This window comes from Streptomyces inhibens (genome assembly GCF_003389455.1).
In the GTDB taxonomy this organism is placed as follows: Bacteria; Actinomycetota; Actinomycetes; order Streptomycetales; family Streptomycetaceae; genus Streptomyces; species Streptomyces inhibens.
Window position 1 is genome coordinate 38999 of record NZ_QUAC01000073.1, and the last position, 22779, is coordinate 61777.

A 22779-nucleotide genomic window follows, 5' to 3' on the forward strand; every position below is an offset into this window, starting at 1 on the left:
GCCGCGGGGCGGCGCGCGGCCCCGTCCACCCGCCGCCCCCGTCCGGGGCACCACCCGCAGAACACGCCCCGCAGCGGCACGTATCCCCACCCGCCGACCCCCGACGCCCACGGAGTAGGGTGCCCGACCGTGACCGAACCGGACTTCCTGCGCACCACCCGGACGTTCTACGACGCCGTGGCCACCGACTATGCCGATCGTTTCCGCGACGCGCTGGCGGCCAGGCCGCTGGACCGGGCGGTGCTCGCCGGGTTCGCCGAACTCGTGCGGGCCGCCGATGCCGGGCCGGTCGCCGACCTCGGGTGCGGCCCCGGCCGTGTGACGGCGCACCTCGACGCCCTGGGGCTGTCCGTATTCGGGATCGACCTGTCACCGCAGATGGTCGCGTTCGCCCGGCGCGAGCCCGACGAGGGCGCGGAGACCACCCAGCAGGCCTGTCTGATGGCCCGCAAACCGGCCGACATCCCCCGGCCGTGACGCCCACCCGGGAGACCCTTGTGCACCTTCCCCCCGAACTCCTCACGCTGCTGCGCCGGCCGAGCATCTGCTACCTGGCCACCTCGATGCCGGACGGTTCGCCGCAGCTGACCCAGACCTGGGTCGACACGGACGGCGAGCATGTGCTCATCAACAGCGTCCAGAGCCATGTAAAGACCAGGAACATCGGGCGCGATCCCCGTGTGGCCGTCGCCATCTCATCCCCGGACAACCCCTCGCGCTACTTCCAGGTGCGCGGCCGGGTGGTCAAGATCACCACCGAGGGCGCGGTGGACCACATCGAGACGCTCGCCCAGAAATACCTCGGCACTCCCTACCCCTGGTACGGAGGCCGCGACGAAGTGCGCGTGCTCTTCGTCATCGAACCGGAGAGCATCAGCAGCATGGGTTAGCTAGTGCGGGTGGGTCGGGGGCGCTGCCGCTGCGTACGGCGCATCCAACCAGCCCGTGTCGAGCGCCTCGTTGCCGTCGTGGACCACGAACTCCCGCTCGGTGGAGGCGATTTCGTAGCCCGCTGCACTCAGCCGGCCCGCCAGCTCGTCCAGCCGCTGCCCCGCCGTCCGTATGCCGGCCATCCGGCACCGCTGCGTCACAAACCGCTCCAGCCGGCCGTCCGCCCGCACCCTGCGGGCGTTGCGTGAGAGGTGCGCGCAGTGTCCCTCGACGAGGGACAGCAGCGGGGCGAGCGGAGCGGAGCGCTCCAGCAGCAGCTTGAGGTGATGTTCGAAGTAGTAGTGCGGCCCGAGGCGCGCGGCTTCCTCGTCCGTGCGGGGTACGCCCGCGCTCCACGGCGTCGCCTCGATCTTTGTCCGCACCACGTCGAGACCCGCGGCGCGCAGTCCGTCCGCCTCCGCGGCGGCCTCGGCCCGGACCGTGTCGTACGTCCCGGAGCCGCGCATCGTCAGCATCGGCTGCGAGGGCACCTCCCCCTGCTCCAGCACGATGTGCACGCACTTCAGTCCCCGCGCCGCCGCGTAACCGGCCAGCCGCTGCGCACCGGCGCGGTCGCCGTCGTCCCGGACGGTGAGATGCACCTCGAAGTCCCCCGTGAACACAGGGGGCGCGGGCTCGGTCGTCCCGGCCCCCTGCATCGCTGTGCTGCCACCGATTGCGCCCATCCCGAGATGATCACATGGCGGCAGGTGGCGGGTGGCTGCCGGTCATCCGGCGGCGGGGGCCCCGCACTGTTCGTGGTCCTTGACCACGGTGAGCGTGATCTTCTTGCCTTCCAGGGGCGTGCCCGGCGCCGGGTTCTGGCCGCAGACCTTCCAGGAGCCGGGCCAGAGCACCAGGCGGCGCGCCCCGAGGCCGTCCTTGAACTGAATGGTGGTGTCGTAGTTCAGCGCCTGGTAAGCGTTGACCAGGCCCTTGCCGGTCACGTCGGGCATGGTCCTTCCGTCGGCGTGGGCCACACCGGCCAGTGCCAGCGCGGAGAGGGTCAGGGCTACGGCGGTGACGGCCTTCGCGGTGACCGTCTTTGTGAGGAGGGTCTTTGTGGGGTTCGTCTTGGCGGGGAGGGGGTGCGCCGTGGTGGGCTCTGCGGTGATCGTTTCTTTCACCACCTGGAAACGACCGTCGTGAGGGTCGGTCACCTGTCGCTGGGCCGCTCGGTACAGCGCGCGCTCACGTATCCGGGGAGCCTGGAGCCGGGTCCGTGCCGGCTGTGCGGGCGGCTGTGGGTGCGGTGTCCTGACCGCCCGCCAGCTCGCGGGCCAGTGCGACGCGGGAGAGCAGTACGGCGCCCCACAGGACCAGCGCGATGCCCAGACATTCGGGGACCAGCCACCAGCCGGCGCGGAGCCGTTCGTCGAAGAGGGTGACGCCCAGCGACAGGCTGACCAGCGCGTCTCCGAGGGTGAGGACCGGCTGCGAGGCGGTCAGCGGGCCGGACTGCATGGCGTTTTCGAAGAGGAAGAGGGCCGCCACTCCGACGGCCGCGAAGGCGTAGGTCTGCCATGAGACGAAGAATTCGGCAGGGCCGCCGATCTGCCAGGTATAGGTGGCGTCCTTCATCAGGGCCGCGGTGAGTGCGTACGCGACCGCTGCCGCCGCGGCGAAGCAGGCCGCCCGTACCCCGCCCGCCCCTTGGCGCAGCGCGGCGCCGACCGCCGTGGCGATCACCACGGCGCAGACGACGAGGGCGGGCACCCAGCGGCTGAACGGGGCATGGTCGGTGCCGATGGTGGGCGCGGCGGACGCCAGGGCGGTGCCGAGTCCGACGACGAGCAGGCCCACCCCCGTCCAGCCGCCGCGCGGGATCCGTCCTCCGAGGAGCAGCCGTCCGATGAGCAGGGCGAGCGGCAGTTCGAGGACGAAGATGGGCTGGACCACCGACAGCGCGCCCTGGGACAGCGCCAGCGCCTGGAAGCAGGCCGCGGCGATGACCGCGAGCATCCCGCCGAGCCATGCGGCGCGGTGCAGCAGATCGACGAACAGGCCGAGGCGCAGGCCGGTGGACAGCGGCACCGTGCGCGCCGCACGTCGCTGCAACACCGTGGCCAGCGCATTGCTGGCCGCCGCGAGCAGTGCGAACAGCACGGCCGGCCACATGGCTACGCACCTACCTCCTCGTCGGCCGCCCAGACACCGGGGCGGCGCCGGCACTCGGCTTTGACGCTATCCGTGCGGCGCCGTGGACCGCCTGCCGACACGGGCGCCGGACGGCCGCATTCGCTGCGCCGGACGACCGCATCCGGCGTCCGCCACCTTGGCCGCCCGGTGGCAGATCTTGCCGCGGCAGCACAGAACCACCAGGTCAGCGCCGGTGTCCGCAGGGCCGTAGGTGGCGCAATATTGCGGCAACACCTCCGGCCGGATGGCGTCGGTATGGTCCTCCGCATGCCGGCCGACGTGCCGGCGGGTGCCCTCCTCCGCACTCCCCTTTCCCTCTCCGCCACCCGTGTCCTGGAGACCGCCATGCCTCTTGCGCCCCAGCGGGCCGATGTGCCCGTGACGATCGACGAGTCCAAGTGCATCGACGGCTGCACGCTGTGCGTCGACATGTGCCCGCTCGACTCGCTCGCCATCGATCCGGCCGGCAACAAGGCGTATATGCACGTCGACGAGTGCTGGTACTGCGGCCCGTGCGCCGCTCGCTGTCCCACCGGCGCGGTCACGGTCAACATGCCCTATTTGTTGCGATGAGAGGCACGTCCCATGCAGTACGTCTTCATGAAGCGCACGATCCCCCTCGCGGCCGCGGTCCTGCTCCTCCCCCTCGCTCTCACCGGCTGCGGCAGCGAAGCGGCGGCGGGCGACGGCAGAACCGTCACGGTGACCGTCGGCTATCAGTCCAAGACCATCAACACCGTCACCGCCGGCACCCTGCTGCGCTCGCTCGGCTCCTTCGAACGTGAACTGCGCGCCCAGGGCAGGCGCGACGGCAAGACGTACCGGGTGCGGTGGCAGGACTACGCGACCGGTGCCCCGATCACCGCGCAGATGGTCGCCGGGAAGGTCGACATCGGTTCGATGGGCGACTTCCCGCTGCTCATCAACGCCGCCCGCGGCAAACAGCTGCACGCCCCGACCCGGCTGGTCTCGGTCACCGGCTACAACCTGCGCGGGGCGCTCAACACCATTGTCACCAAACCCGGATCCGGCCTGCGCTCGCTGTCGGACCTGCGCGGCAAGAACGTCTCCAGCAGCGTCGGTTCGGCCGCCGACGGCACCCTCGTACGGGCCCTGCAACGGGCCGGGCTCGACCCGGAACAGGACATCCACAAGCTCAACCAGCAGCCGGCCGTGGGCGCCTCGGCGCTCCAGTCGGGCAGCGTGGACGCCCTTTCGCAGTTCGTTGCCTGGCCGGGGCTGCTCGCCTTCCAGGGCAAGGCGCAGGCGCTCTACGACGGCGGCGCGCTCGGCCTGCCCACCTTCCACGGCGTGACCGTACGGGGCGGCTTCGCCGACTTGCACCCCGCCGTGGTCAAGGCGTTCCTCGCCGCGCAGCGGGACGCGACCCGCTCTCTGCAGGCCCACCCGGTCGACGCCGCCCAGCAGGTCGCGAAGGCCACGGGGCTGCCGCCCGAGGTGGTCTACCTCTACGACGGAGCCGGCGGCCTCGCCACCTTCGATCCCACCCTCAAGCCGCAGCTGATTGCCGCGCTGAAGAAGGACGTACCGGTGCTGCGGGCGGCCAAGCTGACCGGGCCGGTCAATGTTGACTCGTTCGTTGACTCGTTTGTCGATGACCGTTACGTCAAGGAGAGTTACGGCAGCGGGTACGCCAAGGCCCTGCGCTCCACCGCCCACCCGTCGGCCGACGAGGTATGGCTGCGCGGTGAGGTGCGCACCCACTCCTTCGACGGCCCGCCGGCCCTGCTGCGGTTCGTTGCCGCGCACCGGGGCACGGTGCGGGCCGCGTATGTGGCGGACGCGACGACCGGCAGCCGCTGGTTCGCCGACAAGTCGGTCTGGGTCCGCGACGGCGCGCGGCTGCTGCCCTTCGCCACCCCGGCCACCGCCGACGCCTGGACACGGCGCCACCCCGGTGCGCACACCCTGAGCTACGCCACCGCGCTGGAACAGTCCCGGTGAGCGCGCCCGCCTCCGCCCGCTCGGTGCCCGCACCACCGGCAGCCGTCGTTCCAGGGCCGGTGTTCCCAGGCCGCCGGCCCTGGCCCGGGGCCCGCCACGCCCGGCGTACGGCGGCGGTCCTCGCGGCGCTCGCCGTATGGCAGTTGCTCGCCCAGTTCCGGGTGGACCTATGGCTGCGGTTCTCGCAGTTCCCGACGGTCATCGAGACGGCTCGCGAGTTCGGCCGGCGGCTCGGCACCGCCACGTACTGGCAGGACGTCTCCGACAGCCTGACCCGGATCGTCGCCGGTTTCGCCCTCGCGGCCGTCCTGGGTGTGGCCGTCGGTACCGCGATCGCGCGCTCCTCCGTCGCCTCCGATCTGCTCGGCCCGCTGCTCGAAGTGCTGCGGCCGATACCGGCGATCGCACTGGTGCCGGTGGCGATCCTGCTGTTCCCCAGCAATGAACAGGGCATCGTCTTCATCACCTTCGCCGCGGCGTTCTTCCCGGTCACGGTCTCCACCCGGCATGCGGTGCGGGCGCTGACGCCCGTCTGGGAGGAGGCGGTCCGCACGATGGGCGGCGGCCGGTGGCGGGTCCTGTGGTCGGTGGTGCTGCCGGGGGCGCTGCCCGGGATCCTGGGCGGGCTGTCGGTGGGCATCGGCGTCTCGTGGATCTGTGTGATCTCCGCCGAGATGATCTCCGGCGAGTACGGCGTGGGGTACCGCACCTGGCAGGACTACACCATCGTCGACTACCCGGGCGTCTTCGTCGGGATGGCCACCATCGGCCTGCTCGGCCGGCTCACCTCCACGGCGGTGGAACTGCTGGGCCGGCGCCTGACCCGGTGGCTGCCGCGGACCGCGAGCGGCACGGTCACATATCCGGGCGGCCGTCTCCACCGACGTGCGGCCGGACGGGTGCGGGCCGGGGCCGGTGGTGCGGTCGACGCAGCAACCCTCCGCAGAGAGCGAGAGCCATCGTGACCGGCACCGATGTCACCGTCACCATCGCGGCTCCCACTCAGGCTCCTGGACAGGGCATGCGGCTGACCCTCGCCGATGCCGTCCTCGGCCGGCCCGGCGCCCCCGTCCTGCGCGGCCTGGACCTCGATGTCGCGCCGGGCGAGATCCTCACCGTCGTCGGTCCCTCCGGCTGCGGCAAGTCCACCCTGCTCCGCACCCTGGCCGGTCTGCTGCCGCCGCTCGGCGGCCGGCTGAGCCAGGACGGCGCGCCTCTCGAAGGCCCCGCCGCCGACCGTGCGCTGGTCTTCCAGGAGGACGCGCTGCTGCCCTGGCGCAGCCTGCGGGCCAACGTCGAACTCCCGCTGGCCGTCCGGGGAGTGGCGCGCACGGAGCGCCGTGCGCGGGCCGAGGACTGGCTGGCCCGGGTCGGTCTCACCGAGCACGCCGGCCGGCTGCCGCACCACGTCTCCGGGGGCCAGCGACAGCGCGCCCAACTGGCCCGCGCACTGGCCGGACGGCCGCGCGCCGTCCTGATGGACGAGCCTTTCGGCGCACTGGACGCACAGACCCGGGCGGGGATGCAGCAGTTGCTGGTGACGGTGCTGCACGGCACTCGGGCCACGGTCGTCTTCGTCACCCACGACGTGGACGAGGCGCTGTTCCTGGGTGACCGGGTCGCGCTGCTGGGCACCGGCCGGGTGCTGGACGTACCGCGGCCGCGCGACCGCGGGGCATCCGCCGACCCGGCGACGGTCGCACTGCGCCGCGAGGTCCTGGCATCCCTGGGCGACCGGCCCGGCGCCTGACCGACCGGCCCGGGATTCGCCCCTCACCGTCCCCTCTACCCGACCGGCGCCGTATCCGACGTGCCCCGGCAACCGAAAGGCACCGCCATGGAGATCCCCCCGCTCGCTTCCGCCGAGGAGCTGTCCTGCGACGTCCTCGTCATCGGCGGTGGCACCGCCGGGACCATGGCGGCGCTCACCGCCGCCGAACACGGCGCATCCGTCCTGCTGTTGGAGAAGGCGCATGTCCGCCACTCCGGCGCGCTCGCCATGGGCATGGACGGCGTCAACAACGCCGTCGTCCCCGGCCGCGCGGAGCCCGACGACTACGTCGCGGAGATCACCCGCGCCAACGACGGCATCGTCGACCAGTCCACCGTCCGCCAGACCGCGACCCGAGGCTTCGCGATGGTGCAGCGGCTGGAGTCGTACGGCGTGAAGTTCGAGAAGGACGAACACGGCGAGTACGCGGTCCGGCAGGTGCACCGCTCCGGCTCGTACGTACTGCCGATGCCGGAGGGCAAGGACGTCAAGAAGGTCCTCTACCGGCAGCTGCGGCGCCGTGAGATGCGCGAGCGGATCCGCATCGAGAACCGCGTGATGCCGGTGCGGGTGCTGACGGCGGACGGGCGCGCGGTGGGCGCGGCGGGCTTCCACACCCGTACGGGACGGTTCGTCCGCGTCCGCGCGGGCGCGGTGATCCTCGCGACCGGCGCCTGCGGACGGCTCGGCCTTCCGGCCTCCGGCTACCTCTACGGCACGTACGAGAACCCCACCAATGCGGGCGACGGCTACGCCATGGCCTATCACGCAGGCGCCGAGCTGACCGGCATCGAGTGCTTCCAGATCAACCCGCTGATCAAGGACTACAACGGCCCGGCCTGCGCGTACGTCGCCAACCCGTTCGGCGGCTACCAGGTCAACCGGCACGGCGAGCGGTTCGTCGAGTCCGACTACTGGTCGGGGCAGATGATGGCGGAGTTCGCGGCCGAGGTCGCCTCCGAGCGCGGCCCGGTCTATCTGAAGCTGAGCCACCTTCCGGAGGAGTCCGTCTCCGCGCTGGAGACGATTCTGCACACCACCGAGCGTCCCACCCGCGGCACCTTCCACGCCGGGCGCGGCCACGACTACCGCACCCATGACGTGGAGATGCACATCTCCGAGATCGGTCTGTGCGGGGGACATTCGGCGTCGGGCGTACGCGTGGACGAGCATGCCCGGACCACCGTGCCGGGCCTGTACGCGGCCGGCGACCTGGCCTGTGTCCCGCACAACTACATGATCGGCGCGTTCGTCTTCGGCGATCTGGCGGGCGCGGACGCGGCCCGGCACCGGGCGTACGAGGGCGAGTTGCCCGCCGACCAGCTGCACGATGCCCATGAGCTGATCTACCGGCCGCTGCGCCACCCCGACGGCCCGCCCCAGCCGCAGGTCGAGTACAAGCTCCGCCGTTTCGTCAACGACTATGTCGCCCCGCCCAAGAGCGGCGCCCGTCTGTCGCTGGCCGTCGAGCACTTCGAGCGGATGCGCGCCGACATCGCCGGCATGGGCGCCCGCACCCCGCACGAACTGATGCGCTGCGCCGAGGTCACCTTCATCCGCGACTGCGCCGAGATGGCCGCCCGGTCGTCACTGGCCCGCACCGAGTCCCGCTGGGGCCTCTACCACGAGCGGACGGACCATCCGCAGCGCAACGACAGCGACTGGCTGCACCATCTCGACCTGCGCAAATCCGCCACGGGACGGATGGAGTTCAGCGCGCGCCCGGTGGAGCCGTACCTCGTCCCGGTCGAGGAGTACGCCCCGACGGGCGGCGCTCCCCGGTTCATCGGCGAGGTCCATCCCGAGCAGGTCGCGACGGCGGGACGGCGGGATACACCGCCGGTGGGTTCGGCGGACGCGGGCTCGGCGGAGAAGGCTTCTGCGGCGAAGGTTTCCGCGGGGACGGGTGCCGGGGCGACGGGTGCCGGTGTCGGGGCCGGAGCCGGTTCCGTACGCGCGGCCGGAGCCCCGGCAGGAGCCGATCCCGCCCCCGGCCCCTCCCCCCGCATCCTCGACCTGCTCGCCCTCGCCGAGGACCAGCCGGACCTCCCCACGCTGCGCCCGTACCTCGCCGACCCCGACCCGGCCGTCCGCCGCGCCGCCGTCGACACGCTCACCGAAAGCGTCCCCGCCGGCACGGGCCGGGCCCTCGCCACCGCCCTCGCCGATACCGACCCTGCCGTACGGGCGGCCGCCGGCGCCTCGCTGCGCGAACTGGTCGAGGTCCTCCCGCCGGAACCCGATCTGCGGGAACCGCTGGTCGCCGCCGTGCACGGGCCCGATGCCCCCGTCCGGTCGGCGGCCGTGGACGTACTGCGCGCGCTCCGGCTCGGCGACCGGGCGCTGTTCGCCGCCGCGCTCACCGACCCTGCCGTGGAGGTCCGTATCCAGGCCGTCCGTGCCCTGGTCTCCATCGACGCGGCCGACGAACTCCAGAGCGCCGCCACGGACCCTTCCCGCGAGGTCCGGGTGGCCGCCGCACACGGCCTCGGCACCGTCGGGAGCGCCGGCGACCTGGCGGCGCTGGTGCGCGACGAGGATCTCCTCGTACGGGCCGCGGCGCTGGCGGCCCTGGCCACCACCGGCTGCCCGCCGCCCTACGACGCGATGGCCGTCGCGGCACTCGGCGACACCGCCTGGCAGGTCCGGGCCGGCGCCGCCACGGCCCTGGCCGCCGCCGAACCCGAACTCGCCGTGCCCGCGTTGCGCTCCGCCCTCTCCGACCCGCATGCGGACGTGCGCAAGGCCGGGGTCCTCGCACTGCGCGCCCACTCCGGGCGGGCGGACGCCCTGCGCGCGCTGGCCTCGGTCGCCGAGGACCCGGACGCCGATGTCCGCGCGTACGCCCGGCTCGTATCGAAGGGGTGAGGCAGAAAGGGTGGGGCGGGCGGGGAGACAAGCTCCCGGGTGGGCCGGCCGGGTGAGGGAGCGCCTCATGCATTCGGGTCGTCCGGGTGGCCCGCCGGGGCCGGTGGCTGAAGGCTGAGGGCGCGTCCGTACCGCCCAAGGAGTTCTCGATGGCCCCCACGTACCGCTACGACGAGCTGAGCGCGCTGTTCATCAACTGCACGCTCAAGCGTTCCCCGGAGACGAGCAACACCGAGGGGCTGGTCGACAAGAGCCGCGGTCTGATGGCGGAGAACGGTGTCACGACCGAGGTGATCCGCGCGATCGACCACGACATCGCGACCGGTGTGTGGCCGGACATGACGGAGCCCGGCCGGCAGTCCGATGCCTGGCCCGAGCTGTATGCCAAGGTGCAGGCCGCCGACATGCTGGCGCTGTGCGGGCCGATCTGGCTCGGCGACAACAGCTCGGTGATGAAGCAGGTCATCGAGCGGCTCTACGCCTGCTCCAGCGTGCTCAACGACCGTGGCCGGTACGCCTACTACAGCCGGGCGGGCGGCTGTCCGATCACCGGAAACGAGGACGGGATCAAGCACCGCGCCATGAACGTCCCCTACAGCCTTCAGCACCTCGGCTACACCATTCCGCCGCAGGCCGACGCCGGCTGGATCGGTGAGGCCGGGCCCGGACCCTCGTATCTGGATCCGGGGTCGGGCGGCCCGGACAACGACTTCACCAACCGCAACACGACGTTCATGTCCGGGAACCTGATGCCCATCGCGGCGATGCTCAAGCAGGCGGGCGGCATCCCGGCACATGGCAGCCGGCGCACCGAGTGGGACGCCGGCTGCCGGGCGGACTCCCCCAACCCCGAGCATCGCTGAGCACACGGGGTGCCTACCGACCCGCTCCCCACCCGGTGGCCCCGGTACGTCGAGTTCGCGCCGAGCGTCCTGGTCGCCGGAGGGCTCGTCTGGGACTCGCTGTCGCCGCAGGACTACTGGGGAGATCCCATGCTGACGGCGGCCAGCGTGACGGCCGGTGCGCTGCTCTCCCTGCGGCACACCCTCGCGGTCGGCGCCGCGATCGTCGTCGGCGTCTTCGCACTGACGGTGAAGGACGGCACCGCCCACGGCATCGAGGGCCATCTGGAGCTCGTCAACACCCTGTTCGCCGCGCTCATGGGTCTCGGCGTGAACCGGGTGATCGCCCGCCACGGACGCCATCTGGACGTGGTGCGTACGGTGGCAGAGGCCGCCCAGCGTGCCGTGCTGCCCGCCCCGCCGGAGCGCATCGGTTCGCTGACCATCGCGGCGCGCTACCAGGCCGCGCAGACCGAGGCGCACATCGGCGGTGATGCCTACGCCGTCCAGCGGACCCCCTTCGGTGTCCGGCTGCTGATCGCCGACGTACGCGGCAAGGGGCTGGGCGCGGTGAGCGCGGTGTCGGTGCTGCTCGGCGCGTTCCGCGAGGCCGCAGAGCAGGAGCCGGAGCTGACGGCGCTCGCCGACCGGATGGAACGCGCGCTGCTGCGGGAGAGCGAGCAACTCTCGGAGGAGAACCGGCTGGAGGGCTTCATCACGGCCCTGCTCTGTGAAATTCTCCCGGACGCCACGGGGCTGCGGGTGCTGAACTGCGGCCATCCCCCGCCGTACCTCTGCCACGACGACGAGGTGCGCGCCCTGGAGGCCGTCGATCCGGGCCTTCCGCTGGGGATGGGCGCGCTGGGCGTGGCACGGCCGGCCCCCGTCGACTGGCCGTTCCCGGCGGGCAGCACGCTGCTGCTGGTCACCGACGGTGTGACGGAGGCCCGGGACCACGCCGGAGCGTTCTACGATCCGGCGACGCAGCTGGCGGGCCACGGGCCGTTCCAAGATCCCGAGGAAGTGATCGGCCTGTTGGCGCGGGAGGTCGAACGCTGGACCGGCGGGCCGCGCGACGACGATATGGCGGTCCTGGCGATCACCCGGCAGCCCCTCGGCAATGCGGCAAAGGTAAAACCCATGCCCCAGGGGCCAGGTTGACCCTTTTTCATACCCCTTTCGGAATTTCTTCGTGTGCTGCGGAACTTCCGGCGGGTGGGATGAGAAGATCAACCAGAGCATCAGCATCCGCACCGAGCGATTCCACGCTCCTGCGCAGATCGGAGTTGATGTGTCCGACAACAGATCAGCCCTGCTCAGCCAGCGCGCCGCCGTCATTTTTCTCCTGGGCGCCCTGATCGCCCTGGGCGCCGGTGTACTCACCTGCTGCAACGGCGGCACCCTTGCTTCCGCGGCCCTCGTCGGCGGCGCTGCATTCGGTGCCGGCGTCACCTTTTTCCATACGGTCATCGACTGAGGTATGGGGTCGTGAGTTCCCGCCCGGGATATTCATGGCACGCTCCGCTGATAAACGGCGCTATCCGTGAAGATACGCCCCCGTCCGCGAGACGGCCGATTGCGGCGCAATTTCTTTCGGTGTGCCTTCGGCCACGATCTCACCCCCCGCGGCGCCGCCTGCCGGGCCGAGATCGATGACCCGGTCGGAGGCGCGGATGACGGCAGCACCTCGACGTCGTGCTCGATGACCGGCACGGTGTTGCCCAAGTCCCGCAGCCGGCACAGCACTTCGATCGGGCGGGTGGTGTCGGCCGGGTGCAGGCCGATGGGCCTTCTCGCGGTAGGCGGCGGCGTCGACGCGCTGGGCGTCGGCAAGCGCGTGCACCGGCAGCCGGGTGTCGAAGGTGAAGCCGTAGTGCGTGGTGCAGGCGCGTGCCCTTGATGCGGATCGCGTGGCTGCTGGCATCCATGCCTTCAAGTGTTCCTGTGCATTCTTCTTGAGACTTTTCGCCCGAGGAGGCGTACTGAGCCGTGATCCAGCGTGGGTAACCTTCAAATCGTGCGGAAAGTACGCGACGCCGGGATCCTGCCGCCCTTGCCCGCGGCCCCCGGCCGGTTACCGCGCGTTCGGAGCCGGGCACCGGCACGCTCTGCTGACGTACCGGTCGCTCGCACGGGGGTACGGCACGGGCGCCACGCAAGCGCTCATGCAGGCCGTGCACGCCGGGGACGCCCCCCTGGCGCTCACCCACGTCGATGCCGGTCATGCAGCGCTGGATGAGCAGCGGCTCTCCCTGCAAGCGGCGAGCGAGGCGCTCGATCACCCAGCGCCAGGAGGAGCTCACCCGGCGCTCGACGGCGATGCTCGCAGGATCCCGTGCCCTGCACGCCTGTCTCACCAGGGAAGAGCCGGCCCCCGCGGGCTGAGCGGCCGATTGCGGAATCGGCGGCCCCGCATGCGGTGCGCCACCGCACACCAAGTGCCAAACTTGAGACACCGCGCCCTGCCGCCGGCCGGGGCCCTTGTCGCCGAGGGGAACATCATGACCTGGGCATCTTGGACCACTGTCGGGATCCACGCGCTCCCTGGCGTGGTGCGAACCGTGGAGAACGGCGTGATCAACGGCGACCTGACCATCCACACGACCTGGTCGGACAACATGGCGCACGTCGCCGTGCAATACAGCGGCGCGTCGGACTGGTACACCATGGCCGGCAGCCCCGTCCCCTGCCCTTCCGAGGAGGCCAGCCGCGCCTTTCACCAGGCCGTGGTCGAAGCGGTACGGGGCGGAGAGCGCGCCGAGGCCTCCCTCGAAGAGCTCTTCAACCCTTGAGGCCACCCGCCGCCCACGGCCCGGACCGACCCCGGCCCCGGCCCCGGCCCCGGCCCCGGCGGCCACGCTGACAGCACCGTAGGAGCACTCCCTGGCGGCGCGCACATGCACTTCTGGCCGCCCGCTCCCCGTCCTCGGTCCGGACAGCACCCTTGACAGCGCCCTTCCGCTCCTTCCCCGCACCGATCTGCGATCCGCGATCCGCGATCCGCGATCCGCGATCCGCGGTATGCGCTCTGCACAGCACCTGCTCGCGCATCGTCGTCCTGCGGTGGTCGCCCTGCTCCCTCCTCCCCGGGCACTTCGCGAACTCGCCCGCGCCGCCGAGGCTTTCGGCACCAGCCCCGGCCCGTACCGGGACATCTTCGCTGAAATCCCGCTGGAACTGGTCAACTTGATCCCTTAGCGGGCCTTTCGGGCGGCGCGCGCCCTCCCGGGAATCGCCGACACATATCTGCGCGACGACGGAGCAACCAATTCGCGCCACATCATGTCTCCTCCCATGGAGCACAGTTGGTCACCTTGCGGCTACCTAAAGCTGATCAATTGTTAAATTTCGCCCAGGAATCTTGAAATCTGATCATTTCGCTTTACATGCTCATGCCAGACCCACCAGGGTTTGCGCGGGGCCACACGGCCCCCGCGGTGCACAACAGCACCGCGTGTACGGGCGGTTGGCCAGCCGACCGCCCCCGCAGCGCTAAGGACCCACAGCAGTGCGTAGACCCCACATACGCAGGCCTCGCCTGGCTGTCGCCATCGCCGTGACCACGGCAGCGACCCTCACGGCGGGCGTGGCGGGCACCGCCTCCGCGATCACCGCGGCCTCGCCGGCCGCCGCCCCCTCCTCCCTCTCCTCATCGCCCGGCCTCCAGAAGGTCGTGGACACGGCCCGCGCCGCCGCGTATACGCACGCTTCGGCCACCGGCATCGGCAAGAAGGACACCCTCAAGGCCGTCGACACACTCATCGACCGGGACGGCAAGCAGCACGTCCGCTTCATCCGGACCCACCGCGGGCTGCCGGTCCTCGGCGGCGACCTCGTCGTCCACCTCACCGCCAAGTCGGCGTACGAGAGCGTGACCCGGGCCTACCGCCACCAGGTCGCCGTTTCCACCACGGACCCGAAGCTGTCGGCCGGACAGGCCGAGGCCAAGGCCGCCGCCGTGGCGAAGGGCGACGCCGGCCAGGCCGAACTGGTCGTGGACGCCCGGGACGACCGGACGACGCTGGCCTACCAGGTGCAGGTGGCCGACAGCCGTACCGCCGAAGCCGGCGGCGCCCGTACGGTCGTCATCGACGCGGAGACGGGAGCGGTGCTCAGCAACATCCCGGCCAACGACTCGTTCCTGTCGCCCGCGCTCCAGGAAAAGCTGCGCAAGCGCGGCGAGCGGCTCAACCCCTCGACCCGCCTGCTCGCCCCCACCCCGCCCGCCACGGGCAAGCCGGCCAAGACCGCCGGCTTCCCGGCCGCGGCCAACGGCACCGGCTCGTCCTTCTTCGTCGGCAGTGTCCCGCTGTCCACCACCCAGACCGCGAAGAACGCCTTCACCCTGAAGGACTCCACCCGCGGGAACACCGAGACCCGGGACGCCGGCGACAAGGAACTGGAGAAGTTCTCCAGCGGCAAGGCGTTCACCAGCACCAACAACCGCTGGGGCAACGGCACCACGAGCGACCGGGCGACCGCCGCCGTGGACGCCCAGTACGGCATCACCAGCACCCTCGACTTCTACAAGAAGACCTTCGGCCGCAAGGGCATCAACAACGACGGCCGCGGGGCGCGCGCCCTGGTGCACTTCGGCAAGAAGATCGGCAACGCCTTCTGGTCCTCCGACTGCGGATGCATGCTCTACGGCGACGGTGACGGCAACACCTTCGCCAAGCCGCTGGTCGTACTGGACGTCACCGGGCATGAGCTCACCCATGGGGTCGTCGATGCGACCGCCCGCCTCCAGCCCACCCGCGTCGACGCGGAGGGGAACCAGTTCGGCGAACCGGGCTCCCTCAACGAGTCGCTGGCGGACATCTTCGGCAGCGCGGTCGAGTTCTCCACCAACAACCCGAAGAACCCGCCGAACTACCTGATGGGCGAGAAGCTCGGTCTTGAGCAGAAGTTCCTGCGCCGGCTGGACAAGCCGTCGCTGGACAAGCTCGAAGGCACCGTCGACTACTGGTCGAAGGAGTCCTTCGACACCGAGGTGCACGCCGGTTCCGGTGTCTCCTCGCACGCCTACTACCTTCTCGCCGAGGGCAGCGGGAAGAAGGTGATCGGCGGTGTCTCCTACGACTCCCCTACCTACGACGGTTCCAAGGTGACCGGAATCGGCCGTGACAAGGCGACCGCGATCTTCTACCAGGCGCTCACCCGGTACATGGTCTCCACGACCGACTTCCACGACGCCCGGACCGCGACCCTGCGTGCGGCCAAGGACCTGTACGGGGCCGGCAGCACCGAGTACAAGACGGTGGACAAGGCCTGGGCCGCCGCCAATGTGACGGCAGCCAACGCTCCGTCGGCCAAGCACTGACACCTGGCCCGATGTGGTGCCCCCGCTGTCCTGCGGGGGCACCATGGCTTCTCGGCCGTCCGGCCCTCGTTCAGTCTCTCGGCCACCGGGTCCGTCCGGTGGGCCTCGACGGCGCGCGGCCGGCCGGAGCCTACGTTTGAGGCCATGACCATCGATCGCCATAACGGGAATCAGCGTCTCGGCTATCCGGTGGCGGCGGGCGTGTTCGCGATCGGCATGGCCGGCACGACACTGCCCACCCCCCTGTACGGGCTCTACCGCGAGCAGCTCGGGTTCTCCGAGCTGATGGTGACCGTGGTCTTCGCCGTGTACGCAATCGGCGTGATCACCGTCCTCCTGTTCGCGGGCAACTTCTCCGACGAGGTGGGCCGGCGCCCGGTGTTGCTGTGTGCGCTGGGGCTGTCCGCGGCGAGCGCGCTGTGCTTCATGTTCGAGGGCGGGCTGCCGATGCTGCTGCTGGGGCGGGTGCTGTCCGGTTTTGCGGCGGGACTGTTCAGCGGTGCCGCCACGGCGGCCGTACTGGAGCTGGCGAAGCCCGGCCAGGAGGCACATGCGGGGTTCGCCGCGACCGCGGCGAACATGGGCGGCCTCGGCTGCGGCCCGTTGCTGTCCGGGCTGCTGGCCCAGTACGCACCATGGCCGCTGACCCTGCCGTTCCTGGTGCACCTCGGGCTGCTGGCGCTGGCGGCCGTGGCGACCTGGCTGTTGCCGGAGACCGTCGCCCATCCGCACCGGCCACACACCCTGCGACCCCAGGGCCTGCGGCTGCCGCCCGAAGTACGCGGGGTCTTCACCCCCTCGGCCGTCGCCGCCTTCGCCGGTTTCGCGCTGCTGGGACTGTTCACCGCGGTCGCGCCGGCCTTCGTCGGCCAGACCCTGGGCGTCCACAACCTGGCCGTGACCGGAGTGATCGTCTTCACGGTGTTCCTGGGCTCGACCGTCGGGCAGTCCTTGACCGGGCGGATCGGCGTACGGACGGCCCTGCCAGGCGGCTGTCTGATCCTGGTGGTGGGCCTCTCGCTCGTCGCCACGTCACTGGCGATCACCTCACTGCCCGTGCTGGTCATCGGCGCGGTGTGCGGCGGCATCGGCCAGGGTCTGGCCTTCCGCGCCGGCCTGACCGCCGTGGGCCACGCGGCGCCGCCCGAGCACCGCGGCGGCACCATCTCGGCGTTCTTCCTCGTCGCCTATCTCGGCATTTCGCTGCCGGTGGTGGGGGTCGGCGCGCTCACGATGGTGCTGGGCCTGCGCGGCGCGGGGCTGACCTTCGCCGGCTGCGTCATCGTGCTCGCCGTGGCCGTCGGCCTGTACGTCCTGCGGCATCCGCCGACGGACGACGACTGACCTCGCACCGCGCGCACCTCACCCGCCGGCGCCCCGAGCCGGCAGGTGAGGGTTACCAGGTCCCGGCTCAGGGCCTCTGTCCTCCCGGCCGATCGTCCACGACAGAATCACCGCATGGGCATCAGAGTCTGGGTCGACAACTGGCAAATGCAGTGCTGCGGCGAACCGTTCGGCATCGGGGCGGAGGTGTCCTAGACACTGGTCGATGCCGATAGGGAGTGGCTGGCGGACGTGCTCGGGGCCGAGGCCGCCGCCACCGTCGATGCCGCCGAGGAGCACCACGGTGGCACCCGCGAAGAGACTTCGGCCACGGCCGCCACCGTCACCGTCACCGGCATCAGCGCGGTGCACTGCCGGTTCGCACCGCTGCCGGGGAAGCCTGCCCACACGCGCTATCCGGTGCCGGGTTCCGGCACGCTCACCGCTCTTTCGTCAGCCGACGGCTGGACGCCCGACCGCGACGACCTGCAGTTCGTCGGCTATCTCGTGGAGCTCGCCACCCCGCGGCGTTGACGCTGTCAGACGTTGACAGCGTCAGACCTTGACAGCGTCAGCCGGCCCCGGCGCCGCCCCTCGCGCCGAGGAGTTGGTTCACGCCGGTCTCCACCTCGGCCTCGGCCAGGAGGGCGCCCACGCAGAGGTGCCAGCCGAGGGCGAAGGCGACATGGTCGGCGGCGGCGCTGAAGGCGTTGGCCGGGGTGAGGTCGGTGCGGAAGATGTCGAAGGCGTCGGGCCGGGCGTAGTGGCTCTCGTCGCGGTTGGCCGCGCCGATCAGGCAGGTGACCGTGGCGCCCGCGGGCACGGTGCCGCCGCTGACGATGACGTCCGCGGCGGGCTGACGCATGATCATCTGGACCGGCGGGGTGTAGCACAGCGTCTCGGCGAAGGCCATGGGCACCAGTGACCGGTCGGCGCGTACCGCGGCGAGCTGGTCCGGGTGGGCCAGCAGATTGCGGAGCACCAGCGCGATGGCCTTGTCCGTGGTTGCGCCGCCGGCGGCCAGCAGCAGACTGACGAACGCCGTGATGTCCTGATCGTTCAGACGCCCGGCCTGACGCCTTCGACATCTTCCGCACCGACCTCACCCCTTGGATGATCGGGAGCAGATGCGCCGCGAGCTCCTCGCCCGCGCGCCGGCCGGCGGCCGCGACCCCGGGGTCCTGTGCGAGGTTGGCCAGGAATGCGACGACCGCCACGTACCAGTCGTGGAAGCGGTCGTGGTCGGCCCGGTCCAGGCCGAACAATGTCGACGATCACGTTGATCGGGAAGCGGGTGGCGAACCGCGCCGCAAGGTCCGTCTCCTCGGCGTCGCGGAAGGCGTCGATCAGCTCGCGGGCGTTGCGCTCGATGACCAGCAGAAACTTCTCGCGCAGCTCACGGCCGCGGAAGGCGGGCGCCACCAGAGCGCGGCGTACGGAGTGTTCGCGGCCGCTCATCTGGGGGAGGGTACGGCCGCCGTGCGCCGGTTCGATCTGCCAGTCGTAGTTGTCGCTGGTGAACACCGGCTCGCGGAAGGCGCGTTCCACGTCCTCGTACCGGGAGAGCAGATAGCTGTCGGTGCCCTTGTGGTGGAGCAGCGGGTAGTGCGCGCGCAGGATGCGGCACGCGGGGTAGTCATGGATGCGGACGTGGGCATGGACGTATCCGGCCGACGCTGCCGCCGGCCGGCCCGTATGGCCGCCCGATGCACGGCACGCACCGCTCTCACCCGGACGGCCGCCGGTCTTCACTCTTCTGCCTCCCCGGGCACGCTCTTTCGGCGGAGGTCCGGAAACGCTGGATCCAGCAGCCCTCGATCCGGCTGCCCTCGTGGAGACCGAGAAGTGTGAGAGTCGCATGGCCCCGTCCGCCCCTCCTGCCCCGCCGAGCCGTGTCCGTCGGGCGCACGCCGTCCGTGCGTTCTTCAGCCGCGCTTACGTCATCCGTGCCCACAGCATCCGCGGGTACGTCATCCGTGCGCACGTCATCCGTGGGTACGTCGTCATGGCAACGCTCGCCGCGCTGCTGTCCGCCGCCGGACCGGCCGCCGCCGCTGCCGCGTCGCCCGGGAAACCTGCCCTGGCGGCGACGGGGACCAAGCCCCTGGTGTTCATGGGACTCGGCACGGTCGCCGGTCTGACGGTGCTCGCGGGCGCGGCGCTGGTCGCGAGTGCCCGTAGGCGGCGGGGCACCACCCCGCCCACGGACCGCTGCTGACCGGCCAGTTGCCGAAGAACCGCTGCTCAAGGACTGCTGCTCAAGACCCGCGCTCAAGGACCGCCGCTGAAGGAAAGGATCCACCGCATCATGAGCACCTTCACCACCACCGACGGCACGGAGATCTTCTACAAGGACTGGGGCGCCGGCCGGCCCGTCGTTTTCAGCCATGGCTGGCCGCTCAATGCCGATGCCTGGGACGACCAGATGCATCTGGTCGCCGCCAACGGATTCCGCGCGATCGCGCACGACCGTCGCGGACACGGCCGCTCCGGCCAGCCGTGGCACGGCAATGACATGGACACCTACGCGGATGACCTCGCTGAGCTGCTGAACGCCCTGGACGTGCAGGATGCGACGCTGGTCGGTCATTCCACCGGCGGCGGCGAGGTGGCCCGCTACATCGGCCGCCATGGCACGGCCCGGGTGGCCAAGGCGGTCCTGCTCGGCGCCGTCCCGCCGCTCATGCTCAAAACGGAGGCCAACCCTGAGGGGCTGCCGATCGATGTCTTCGACGGTATCCGCGCCGGCGTCGCCACCGACCGGTCGCAGTTCTACAAGGACCTCAGCGAGAGCTTCTACGGCGCCAACCGGCCCGGCTCCAACGTCTCGCAGGGCGTTCGCGATGCGTTCTGGCTGTGGAGCATGCAGGTGGGGTTCAAGGGCGCATTCGACTGCATCAAGCAGTTCTCCGAGACCGACTTCACCGAAGATCTCCAGCGGTTCGACGTCCCCACGCTGATCGTCCACGGCGATGACGACCAGATCGTGCCGCTTGTGGCCGCTGCCCCGAAGTCGGCGAAGCTCGTGAAGAATTCCACGCTCAAGATCTACCCGGGCGCGCCGCACGGCCTTTCGGCGGTCGGCCCGTACAAGGACGGCTTCAACGCCGATCTGCTGGCCTTCCTCAACGGCTGAGCCGCCCCTCAGCCGGCAGGCTGCTCACGGCGCGGCCGACCAGCGGTGGGACGAAGCGCAGCATCCGGGGCATGCCCGACCACTCGGGCGCGGTGCGGCTTCCGGGCGGGTGCGGTGCCTGGCCCCAGGCGATGTGGTGCGGGGGTCAGTCGTTCCTGGCGGCGCGCAGACGGGCGGCCTCGCGGGGTGAGTTCTCGTTGAGCTGTCCGGCGCGTGAGCCCGCCAGCTTTTCGGCGAGGTGCCGGCCGACCGTGGTGGGCGGGTACAGCGGCTCGGCACCGGCCGGGACGCAGCCGGGCAGGCAGCTGATCTCCGCGTCCCAGTTGCCGTCATGGAAGTACGCGGCGGAGCGGCGCCGGACGACCCGCCCGTTGTCATCGGTGGGTGGCAGAACCCGGTGCATCGTTGACAGCCAGCGGTCATTGGTCCACCGCGCCAGCAAGTCACCGAGGTTGACCAGCAGACAGCCGGGCTCGGGCAGAACGTCATGCCAGCCACCGCGGGTGTCAAGGATCTGCAGCCCGGGGACACGGTCGGCCCACAGCACGGTGACGATGCCGTAGTCGGTGTGTGCGCCCATCCCCATCTGGTCACGGTCGAGGGTGATCTCCCTGTCGGGGAGCATGTAGTGGTTCATCCGCAGCACATCGAGAGAGTGGTCGGTGAACGGGGCGAAGTAGCCCTCCGCCAGCCCGAGGGCGTGCGCAAAGATCTCGGTCAGCCACTCCGCGAGCCCGCCCGCGTGTGTGCACCACTCCCCCACCGCGCGGCGGAAGCCCGGCACGGCCGGCCAGATATTGGCCGGGTAGTGCGCTTCGGGGAGATTCAGTCCGGGGAAGGAAGAAGCCTCGGAGCCGACGTTGAAGGCCTCGAAGAGGTCCTCGGCGACCGTGGGCACCCCCAGGCTCAGGCTGAGCTTCTCGGTGCGCGGCGGGGTGTAGCCACGGTTGATGTCGGGGGACGGCGAACGCAGTTGCTTCTTCTCCTCCAGGGGCAGCGCGAAGAACGCGTCCAGTGCGTCGGCCAAGGCGTGCACCGTGGAGTCGGGGATGCCGTGCCCGCGGATCTGCATGAATCCGACGGTGCTCGCCGCCTCGTCGACCGCCGTCGCGATGGCGGCGCGGTCGTCTTCGGTGCCCGTCTTCCAGTCGGAGATATCGATGACGGGTACCTCCAGTACGCCGTCGACCGCGGTGGCCCGGCCCGTGGTCCTGCCCATCGTGTGACGTCCTTCCCTCACCGGGTGCTCTGCTCCGGAATCCGGTTCAACTCCGGAATCCGGTTCAGCATTTTGATGAACGTTCCACCGAGCGTCTTGATCAGAACAAGCCGATGGGTATTTTCGGCGCTCGTTCGTCGGCCGGGCGGACAGCGGCGGCGACGTGTCCTCGCCCTGCGGGCGGGGAGGCCTACGCGCGTTTACGCCCGGAGGACGGCTTGTGCGCGGCTCCACGTCGTCGTCGGGTCGAAACGTTCCGCGTGCCAGGTGGTCGAGGCCAGCGAGCCGCGCCCCTTGTAGCGGCGCATGATCGCGACATGAGGTGGACAGGCGATGAAGCCGTTCAGTGCGGCCTCGTCGCGCCAGACGGCCACGGCTCCGCAGTGACGGGCGGTGGGGGCCGCCCAGAGCCACATTCCCAGTGCGCCGTCGAGCCGGGGCCAGTGCGCCGCGAGCCGGCGGGCCGCGAGGTAGACGCCGGGCAGGTCGGTGCGGGTGTCGAGCGTGAAGTCGGTGACGCTGACGAGTACCGGGCCGCTGTGGCCGGGGTCCCGGCCGGGCGTCCACGAGGACCTCAGCATGTCGGGTCGTGGGGCGCCGTGCCGGCATCGTCGGCGCCCGATGAGAGGGGGCTGCGCCAGTCCGGGGAGCGGCCGAGTGCCGCCAGGATTTTCTCCAGTGTGCCCATGTGGTCGTCCGTGGCCAGCCCCGGGCGGAAGGCGCTGCCCGGGGCGAGCCGGGAGTCCCCGTCCGGGACGGCGCGGGCTATCGGCAGTGCGGCCTGGAGGAGGTCGGGGCTTGGTTCGTACGCAAGGTCCAGGGTGCGGGCGACATCCCAGCTGTGCACCACGTAGTCGATGAGGTGGAAGCCGACCGCCCGGGCGGCGGGGAACGTCTTGGCCGCGGTGAATTCGGGGAGGGTGAACGCGCGGTCGGGGGTGTCCACGGTCGCGAAGGCGGCGATGACCTTCTCGGCCGCGTCGCCGTAGTGCGCGACGACGTCCTCGCCGACCGGGTGGACCGCCCAGTGCGCCAGGTCCTGGCCCTGCCCGAGCGCTGCCGCCGCGAACCCGCGGTGCTGGGCCGTCATATGGGCCAGCAGATCACTGAGGGACCACGCGGAGCAGGGTGTCGGGCGGGAGAGCGCGTCGGGGGTCACTCGGCGTACCAGGGTCACGCTGTCCCGGACCGCCTGGGCGTGGAGACGCCTCAGGCGTTCGAAGTCGGCGCCGGCCGATTGCGCACGTGAGGCGTCCGGGCGTG

The 22779-nt window shown here is 71.1% G+C and carries 23 protein-coding genes and 2 pseudogenes; 18 read left to right on the forward strand and 7 right to left on the reverse strand.

Features of this window, described 5'->3' with window-relative positions:
* Positions 1–129 precede the first annotated feature (129 nt).
* Positions 130–477, forward strand: a complete 348-nt coding sequence (locus DY245_RS09990; protein ID WP_425329362.1) for a methyltransferase domain-containing protein — start codon at positions 130–132, stop codon at positions 475–477.
* Positions 474–890 (forward strand): PPOX class F420-dependent oxidoreductase, encoded by a 417-nt coding sequence (locus DY245_RS09995; protein WP_244942953.1) that lies wholly within the window; start codon positions 474–476, stop codon positions 888–890. The genes DY245_RS09990 and DY245_RS09995 overlap by 4 nt, the downstream gene beginning before the upstream one ends.
* On the opposite strand, the gene DY245_RS10000 is transcribed toward DY245_RS09995, so the two are convergent.
* From DY245_RS10000 to DY245_RS10010, 3 genes are all read right to left on the reverse strand, one after another.
* Positions 891–1616, reverse strand: a complete 726-nt coding sequence (locus DY245_RS10000; protein ID WP_244942954.1) for a hypothetical protein — start codon at positions 1614–1616, stop codon at positions 891–893.
* A gap of 42 nt (positions 1617–1658) precedes the next feature.
* Positions 1659–2060, reverse strand: a complete 402-nt coding sequence (locus tag DY245_RS10005) for a PASTA domain-containing protein (protein ID WP_244942955.1) — start codon at positions 2058–2060, stop codon at positions 1659–1661.
* 61 nt (positions 2061–2121) lie between these two features.
* Positions 2122–3048, reverse strand: a complete 927-nt coding sequence (locus DY245_RS10010; RefSeq protein WP_128505712.1) for a DMT family transporter — start codon at positions 3046–3048, stop codon at positions 2122–2124.
* A gap of 366 nt (positions 3049–3414) precedes the next feature.
* Here DY245_RS10010 and DY245_RS10015 point away from each other — a divergent pair, with 366 nt between their 5' ends.
* The 14 genes and pseudogenes from DY245_RS10015 to DY245_RS10075 all read left to right on the forward strand — a co-directional run bounded on the left by DY245_RS10015 (position 3415) and on the right by DY245_RS10075 (position 17695).
* Positions 3415–3642, forward strand: coding sequence for a 4Fe-4S dicluster domain-containing protein (locus DY245_RS10015; RefSeq protein WP_128505780.1), 228 nt, complete (start codon positions 3415–3417; stop codon positions 3640–3642).
* Between the two features lie 27 nt (positions 3643–3669).
* A complete protein-coding gene (locus DY245_RS10020) occupies positions 3670–5034 on the forward strand; it encodes an ABC transporter substrate-binding protein (protein ID WP_128505782.1) in 1365 nt (454 codons plus the stop codon).
* Between the two features lie 59 nt (positions 5035–5093).
* Positions 5094–5999: an ABC transporter permease gene (locus DY245_RS10025; RefSeq protein ID WP_128505784.1), complete on the forward strand. Its 906-nt coding sequence runs from the start codon at positions 5094–5096 to the stop codon at positions 5997–5999.
* Positions 6000–6055: 56 nt separating this feature from the next.
* The gene (locus DY245_RS10030) at positions 6056–6784 is read left to right on the forward strand and encodes an ABC transporter ATP-binding protein (protein WP_128505786.1); all 729 of its coding nucleotides are present in this window, start codon (positions 6056–6058) and stop codon (positions 6782–6784) included.
* 87 nt (positions 6785–6871) lie between these two features.
* Positions 6872–9673, forward strand: coding sequence for a fumarate reductase/succinate dehydrogenase flavoprotein subunit (locus DY245_RS10035; protein ID WP_128505715.1), 2802 nt, complete (start codon positions 6872–6874; stop codon positions 9671–9673).
* Positions 9674–9822: 149 nt separating this feature from the next.
* A complete protein-coding gene (locus tag DY245_RS10040; protein WP_128505717.1) occupies positions 9823–10536 on the forward strand; it encodes a flavodoxin family protein in 714 nt (237 codons plus the stop codon).
* Positions 10537–10545: 9 nt separating this feature from the next.
* Positions 10546–11676 (forward strand): PP2C family protein-serine/threonine phosphatase, encoded by a 1131-nt coding sequence (locus DY245_RS10045; RefSeq protein ID WP_128505719.1) that lies wholly within the window; start codon positions 10546–10548, stop codon positions 11674–11676.
* Between the two features lie 130 nt (positions 11677–11806).
* Positions 11807–11992 carry a hypothetical protein gene (locus DY245_RS10050; protein WP_244942956.1) on the forward strand — a complete coding sequence of 62 codons (186 nt, stop codon included), beginning with the start codon at positions 11807–11809 and terminating at the stop codon, positions 11990–11992.
* A gap of 66 nt (positions 11993–12058) precedes the next feature.
* Complete coding sequence (locus DY245_RS10055; RefSeq protein ID WP_128505723.1) at positions 12059–12415, forward strand: hypothetical protein; 357 nt, start codon at positions 12059–12061, stop codon at positions 12413–12415.
* A 601-nt stretch (positions 12416–13016) separates the two neighbouring features.
* Positions 13017–13307, forward strand: a complete 291-nt coding sequence (locus DY245_RS10060; RefSeq protein WP_128505726.1) for a hypothetical protein — start codon at positions 13017–13019, stop codon at positions 13305–13307.
* Between the two features lie 229 nt (positions 13308–13536).
* The gene (locus DY245_RS44250; protein ID WP_181923602.1) at positions 13537–13713 is read left to right on the forward strand and encodes a hypothetical protein; all 177 of its coding nucleotides are present in this window, start codon (positions 13537–13539) and stop codon (positions 13711–13713) included.
* A gap of 310 nt (positions 13714–14023) precedes the next feature.
* Complete coding sequence (locus DY245_RS10065) at positions 14024–15838, forward strand: M4 family metallopeptidase (protein WP_128505728.1); 1815 nt, start codon at positions 14024–14026, stop codon at positions 15836–15838.
* A 144-nt stretch (positions 15839–15982) separates the two neighbouring features.
* A complete protein-coding gene (locus DY245_RS10070; RefSeq protein ID WP_128505730.1) occupies positions 15983–17182 on the forward strand; it encodes an MFS transporter in 1200 nt (399 codons plus the stop codon).
* A 114-nt stretch (positions 17183–17296) separates the two neighbouring features.
* A pseudogene (locus DY245_RS10075) lies at positions 17297–17695 on the forward strand (DUF6578 domain-containing protein).
* Positions 17696–17756: 61 nt separating this feature from the next.
* On the opposite strand, the pseudogene DY245_RS10080 reads toward DY245_RS10075, so the two are convergent.
* Positions 17757–18805, reverse strand: a pseudogene (locus DY245_RS10080) (cytochrome P450); the annotation flags it as partial.
* 361 nt (positions 18806–19166) lie between these two features.
* Between DY245_RS10080 and DY245_RS10085 the strand changes: the two are divergent.
* Both DY245_RS10085 and DY245_RS10090 read left to right on the forward strand, forming a co-directional pair.
* Entirely contained in the window at positions 19167–19379 is a 213-nt protein-coding gene (locus tag DY245_RS10085) for a hypothetical protein (protein ID WP_128505734.1), read from the forward strand.
* A 90-nt stretch (positions 19380–19469) separates the two neighbouring features.
* Entirely contained in the window at positions 19470–20297 is an 828-nt protein-coding gene (locus DY245_RS10090) for an alpha/beta fold hydrolase (RefSeq protein ID WP_128505737.1), read from the forward strand.
* A gap of 145 nt (positions 20298–20442) precedes the next feature.
* On the opposite strand, the gene DY245_RS10095 is transcribed toward DY245_RS10090, so the two are convergent.
* The 3 genes from DY245_RS10095 to DY245_RS10105 form a co-directional block, all read right to left on the reverse strand.
* Positions 20443–21516, reverse strand: coding sequence for an isopenicillin N synthase family dioxygenase (locus tag DY245_RS10095; protein ID WP_128505740.1), 1074 nt, complete (start codon positions 21514–21516; stop codon positions 20443–20445).
* Positions 21517–21716: 200 nt separating this feature from the next.
* Positions 21717–22097: a hypothetical protein gene (locus DY245_RS10100; protein ID WP_128505742.1), complete on the reverse strand. Its 381-nt coding sequence runs from the start codon at positions 22095–22097 to the stop codon at positions 21717–21719.
* The gene (locus DY245_RS10105; protein WP_425329363.1) at positions 22091–22729 is read right to left on the reverse strand and encodes a TIGR03086 family metal-binding protein; all 639 of its coding nucleotides are present in this window, start codon (positions 22727–22729) and stop codon (positions 22091–22093) included. The genes DY245_RS10100 and DY245_RS10105 overlap by 7 nt, the downstream gene beginning before the upstream one ends.
* Positions 22730–22779: the final 50 nt, after the last annotated feature.

Excerpts from the sequence above, each read along its gene's own strand:
- DY245_RS10085 (WP_128505734.1), top strand. The coding sequence starts at position 19,167 with ATGGCAACGCTCGCCGCGCTGCTGTCCGCCGCCGGACCGGCCGCCGCC.
- DY245_RS10030 (WP_128505786.1), top strand. The coding sequence starts at position 6,056 with ATGCGGCTGACCCTCGCCGATGCCGTCCTCGGCCGGCCCGGCGCCCCC.
- DY245_RS10090 (WP_128505737.1), top strand. The coding sequence starts at position 19,470 with ATGAGCACCTTCACCACCACCGACGGCACGGAGATCTTCTACAAGGAC.
- DY245_RS10095 (WP_128505740.1), bottom strand. The coding sequence starts at position 21,516 with ATGGGCAGGACCACGGGCCGGGCCACCGCGGTCGACGGCGTACTGGAG.
- DY245_RS10010 (WP_128505712.1), bottom strand. The coding sequence starts at position 3,048 with ATGTGGCCGGCCGTGCTGTTCGCACTGCTCGCGGCGGCCAGCAATGCG.
- DY245_RS44250 (WP_181923602.1), top strand. The coding sequence starts at position 13,537 with ATGCGCTCTGCACAGCACCTGCTCGCGCATCGTCGTCCTGCGGTGGTC.
- DY245_RS10060 (WP_128505726.1), top strand. The coding sequence starts at position 13,017 with ATGACCTGGGCATCTTGGACCACTGTCGGGATCCACGCGCTCCCTGGC.
- DY245_RS10040 (WP_128505717.1), top strand. The coding sequence starts at position 9,823 with ATGGCCCCCACGTACCGCTACGACGAGCTGAGCGCGCTGTTCATCAAC.
- DY245_RS10100 (WP_128505742.1), bottom strand. The coding sequence starts at position 22,097 with ATGCTGAGGTCCTCGTGGACGCCCGGCCGGGACCCCGGCCACAGCGGC.
- DY245_RS10000 (WP_244942954.1), bottom strand. The coding sequence starts at position 1,616 with ATGGGCGCAATCGGTGGCAGCACAGCGATGCAGGGGGCCGGGACGACC.
- DY245_RS10015 (WP_128505780.1), top strand. The coding sequence starts at position 3,415 with ATGCCTCTTGCGCCCCAGCGGGCCGATGTGCCCGTGACGATCGACGAG.
- DY245_RS10070 (WP_128505730.1), top strand. The coding sequence starts at position 15,983 with ATGACCATCGATCGCCATAACGGGAATCAGCGTCTCGGCTATCCGGTG.
- DY245_RS10035 (WP_128505715.1), top strand. The coding sequence starts at position 6,872 with ATGGAGATCCCCCCGCTCGCTTCCGCCGAGGAGCTGTCCTGCGACGTC.
- DY245_RS10020 (WP_128505782.1), top strand. The coding sequence starts at position 3,670 with ATGAAGCGCACGATCCCCCTCGCGGCCGCGGTCCTGCTCCTCCCCCTC.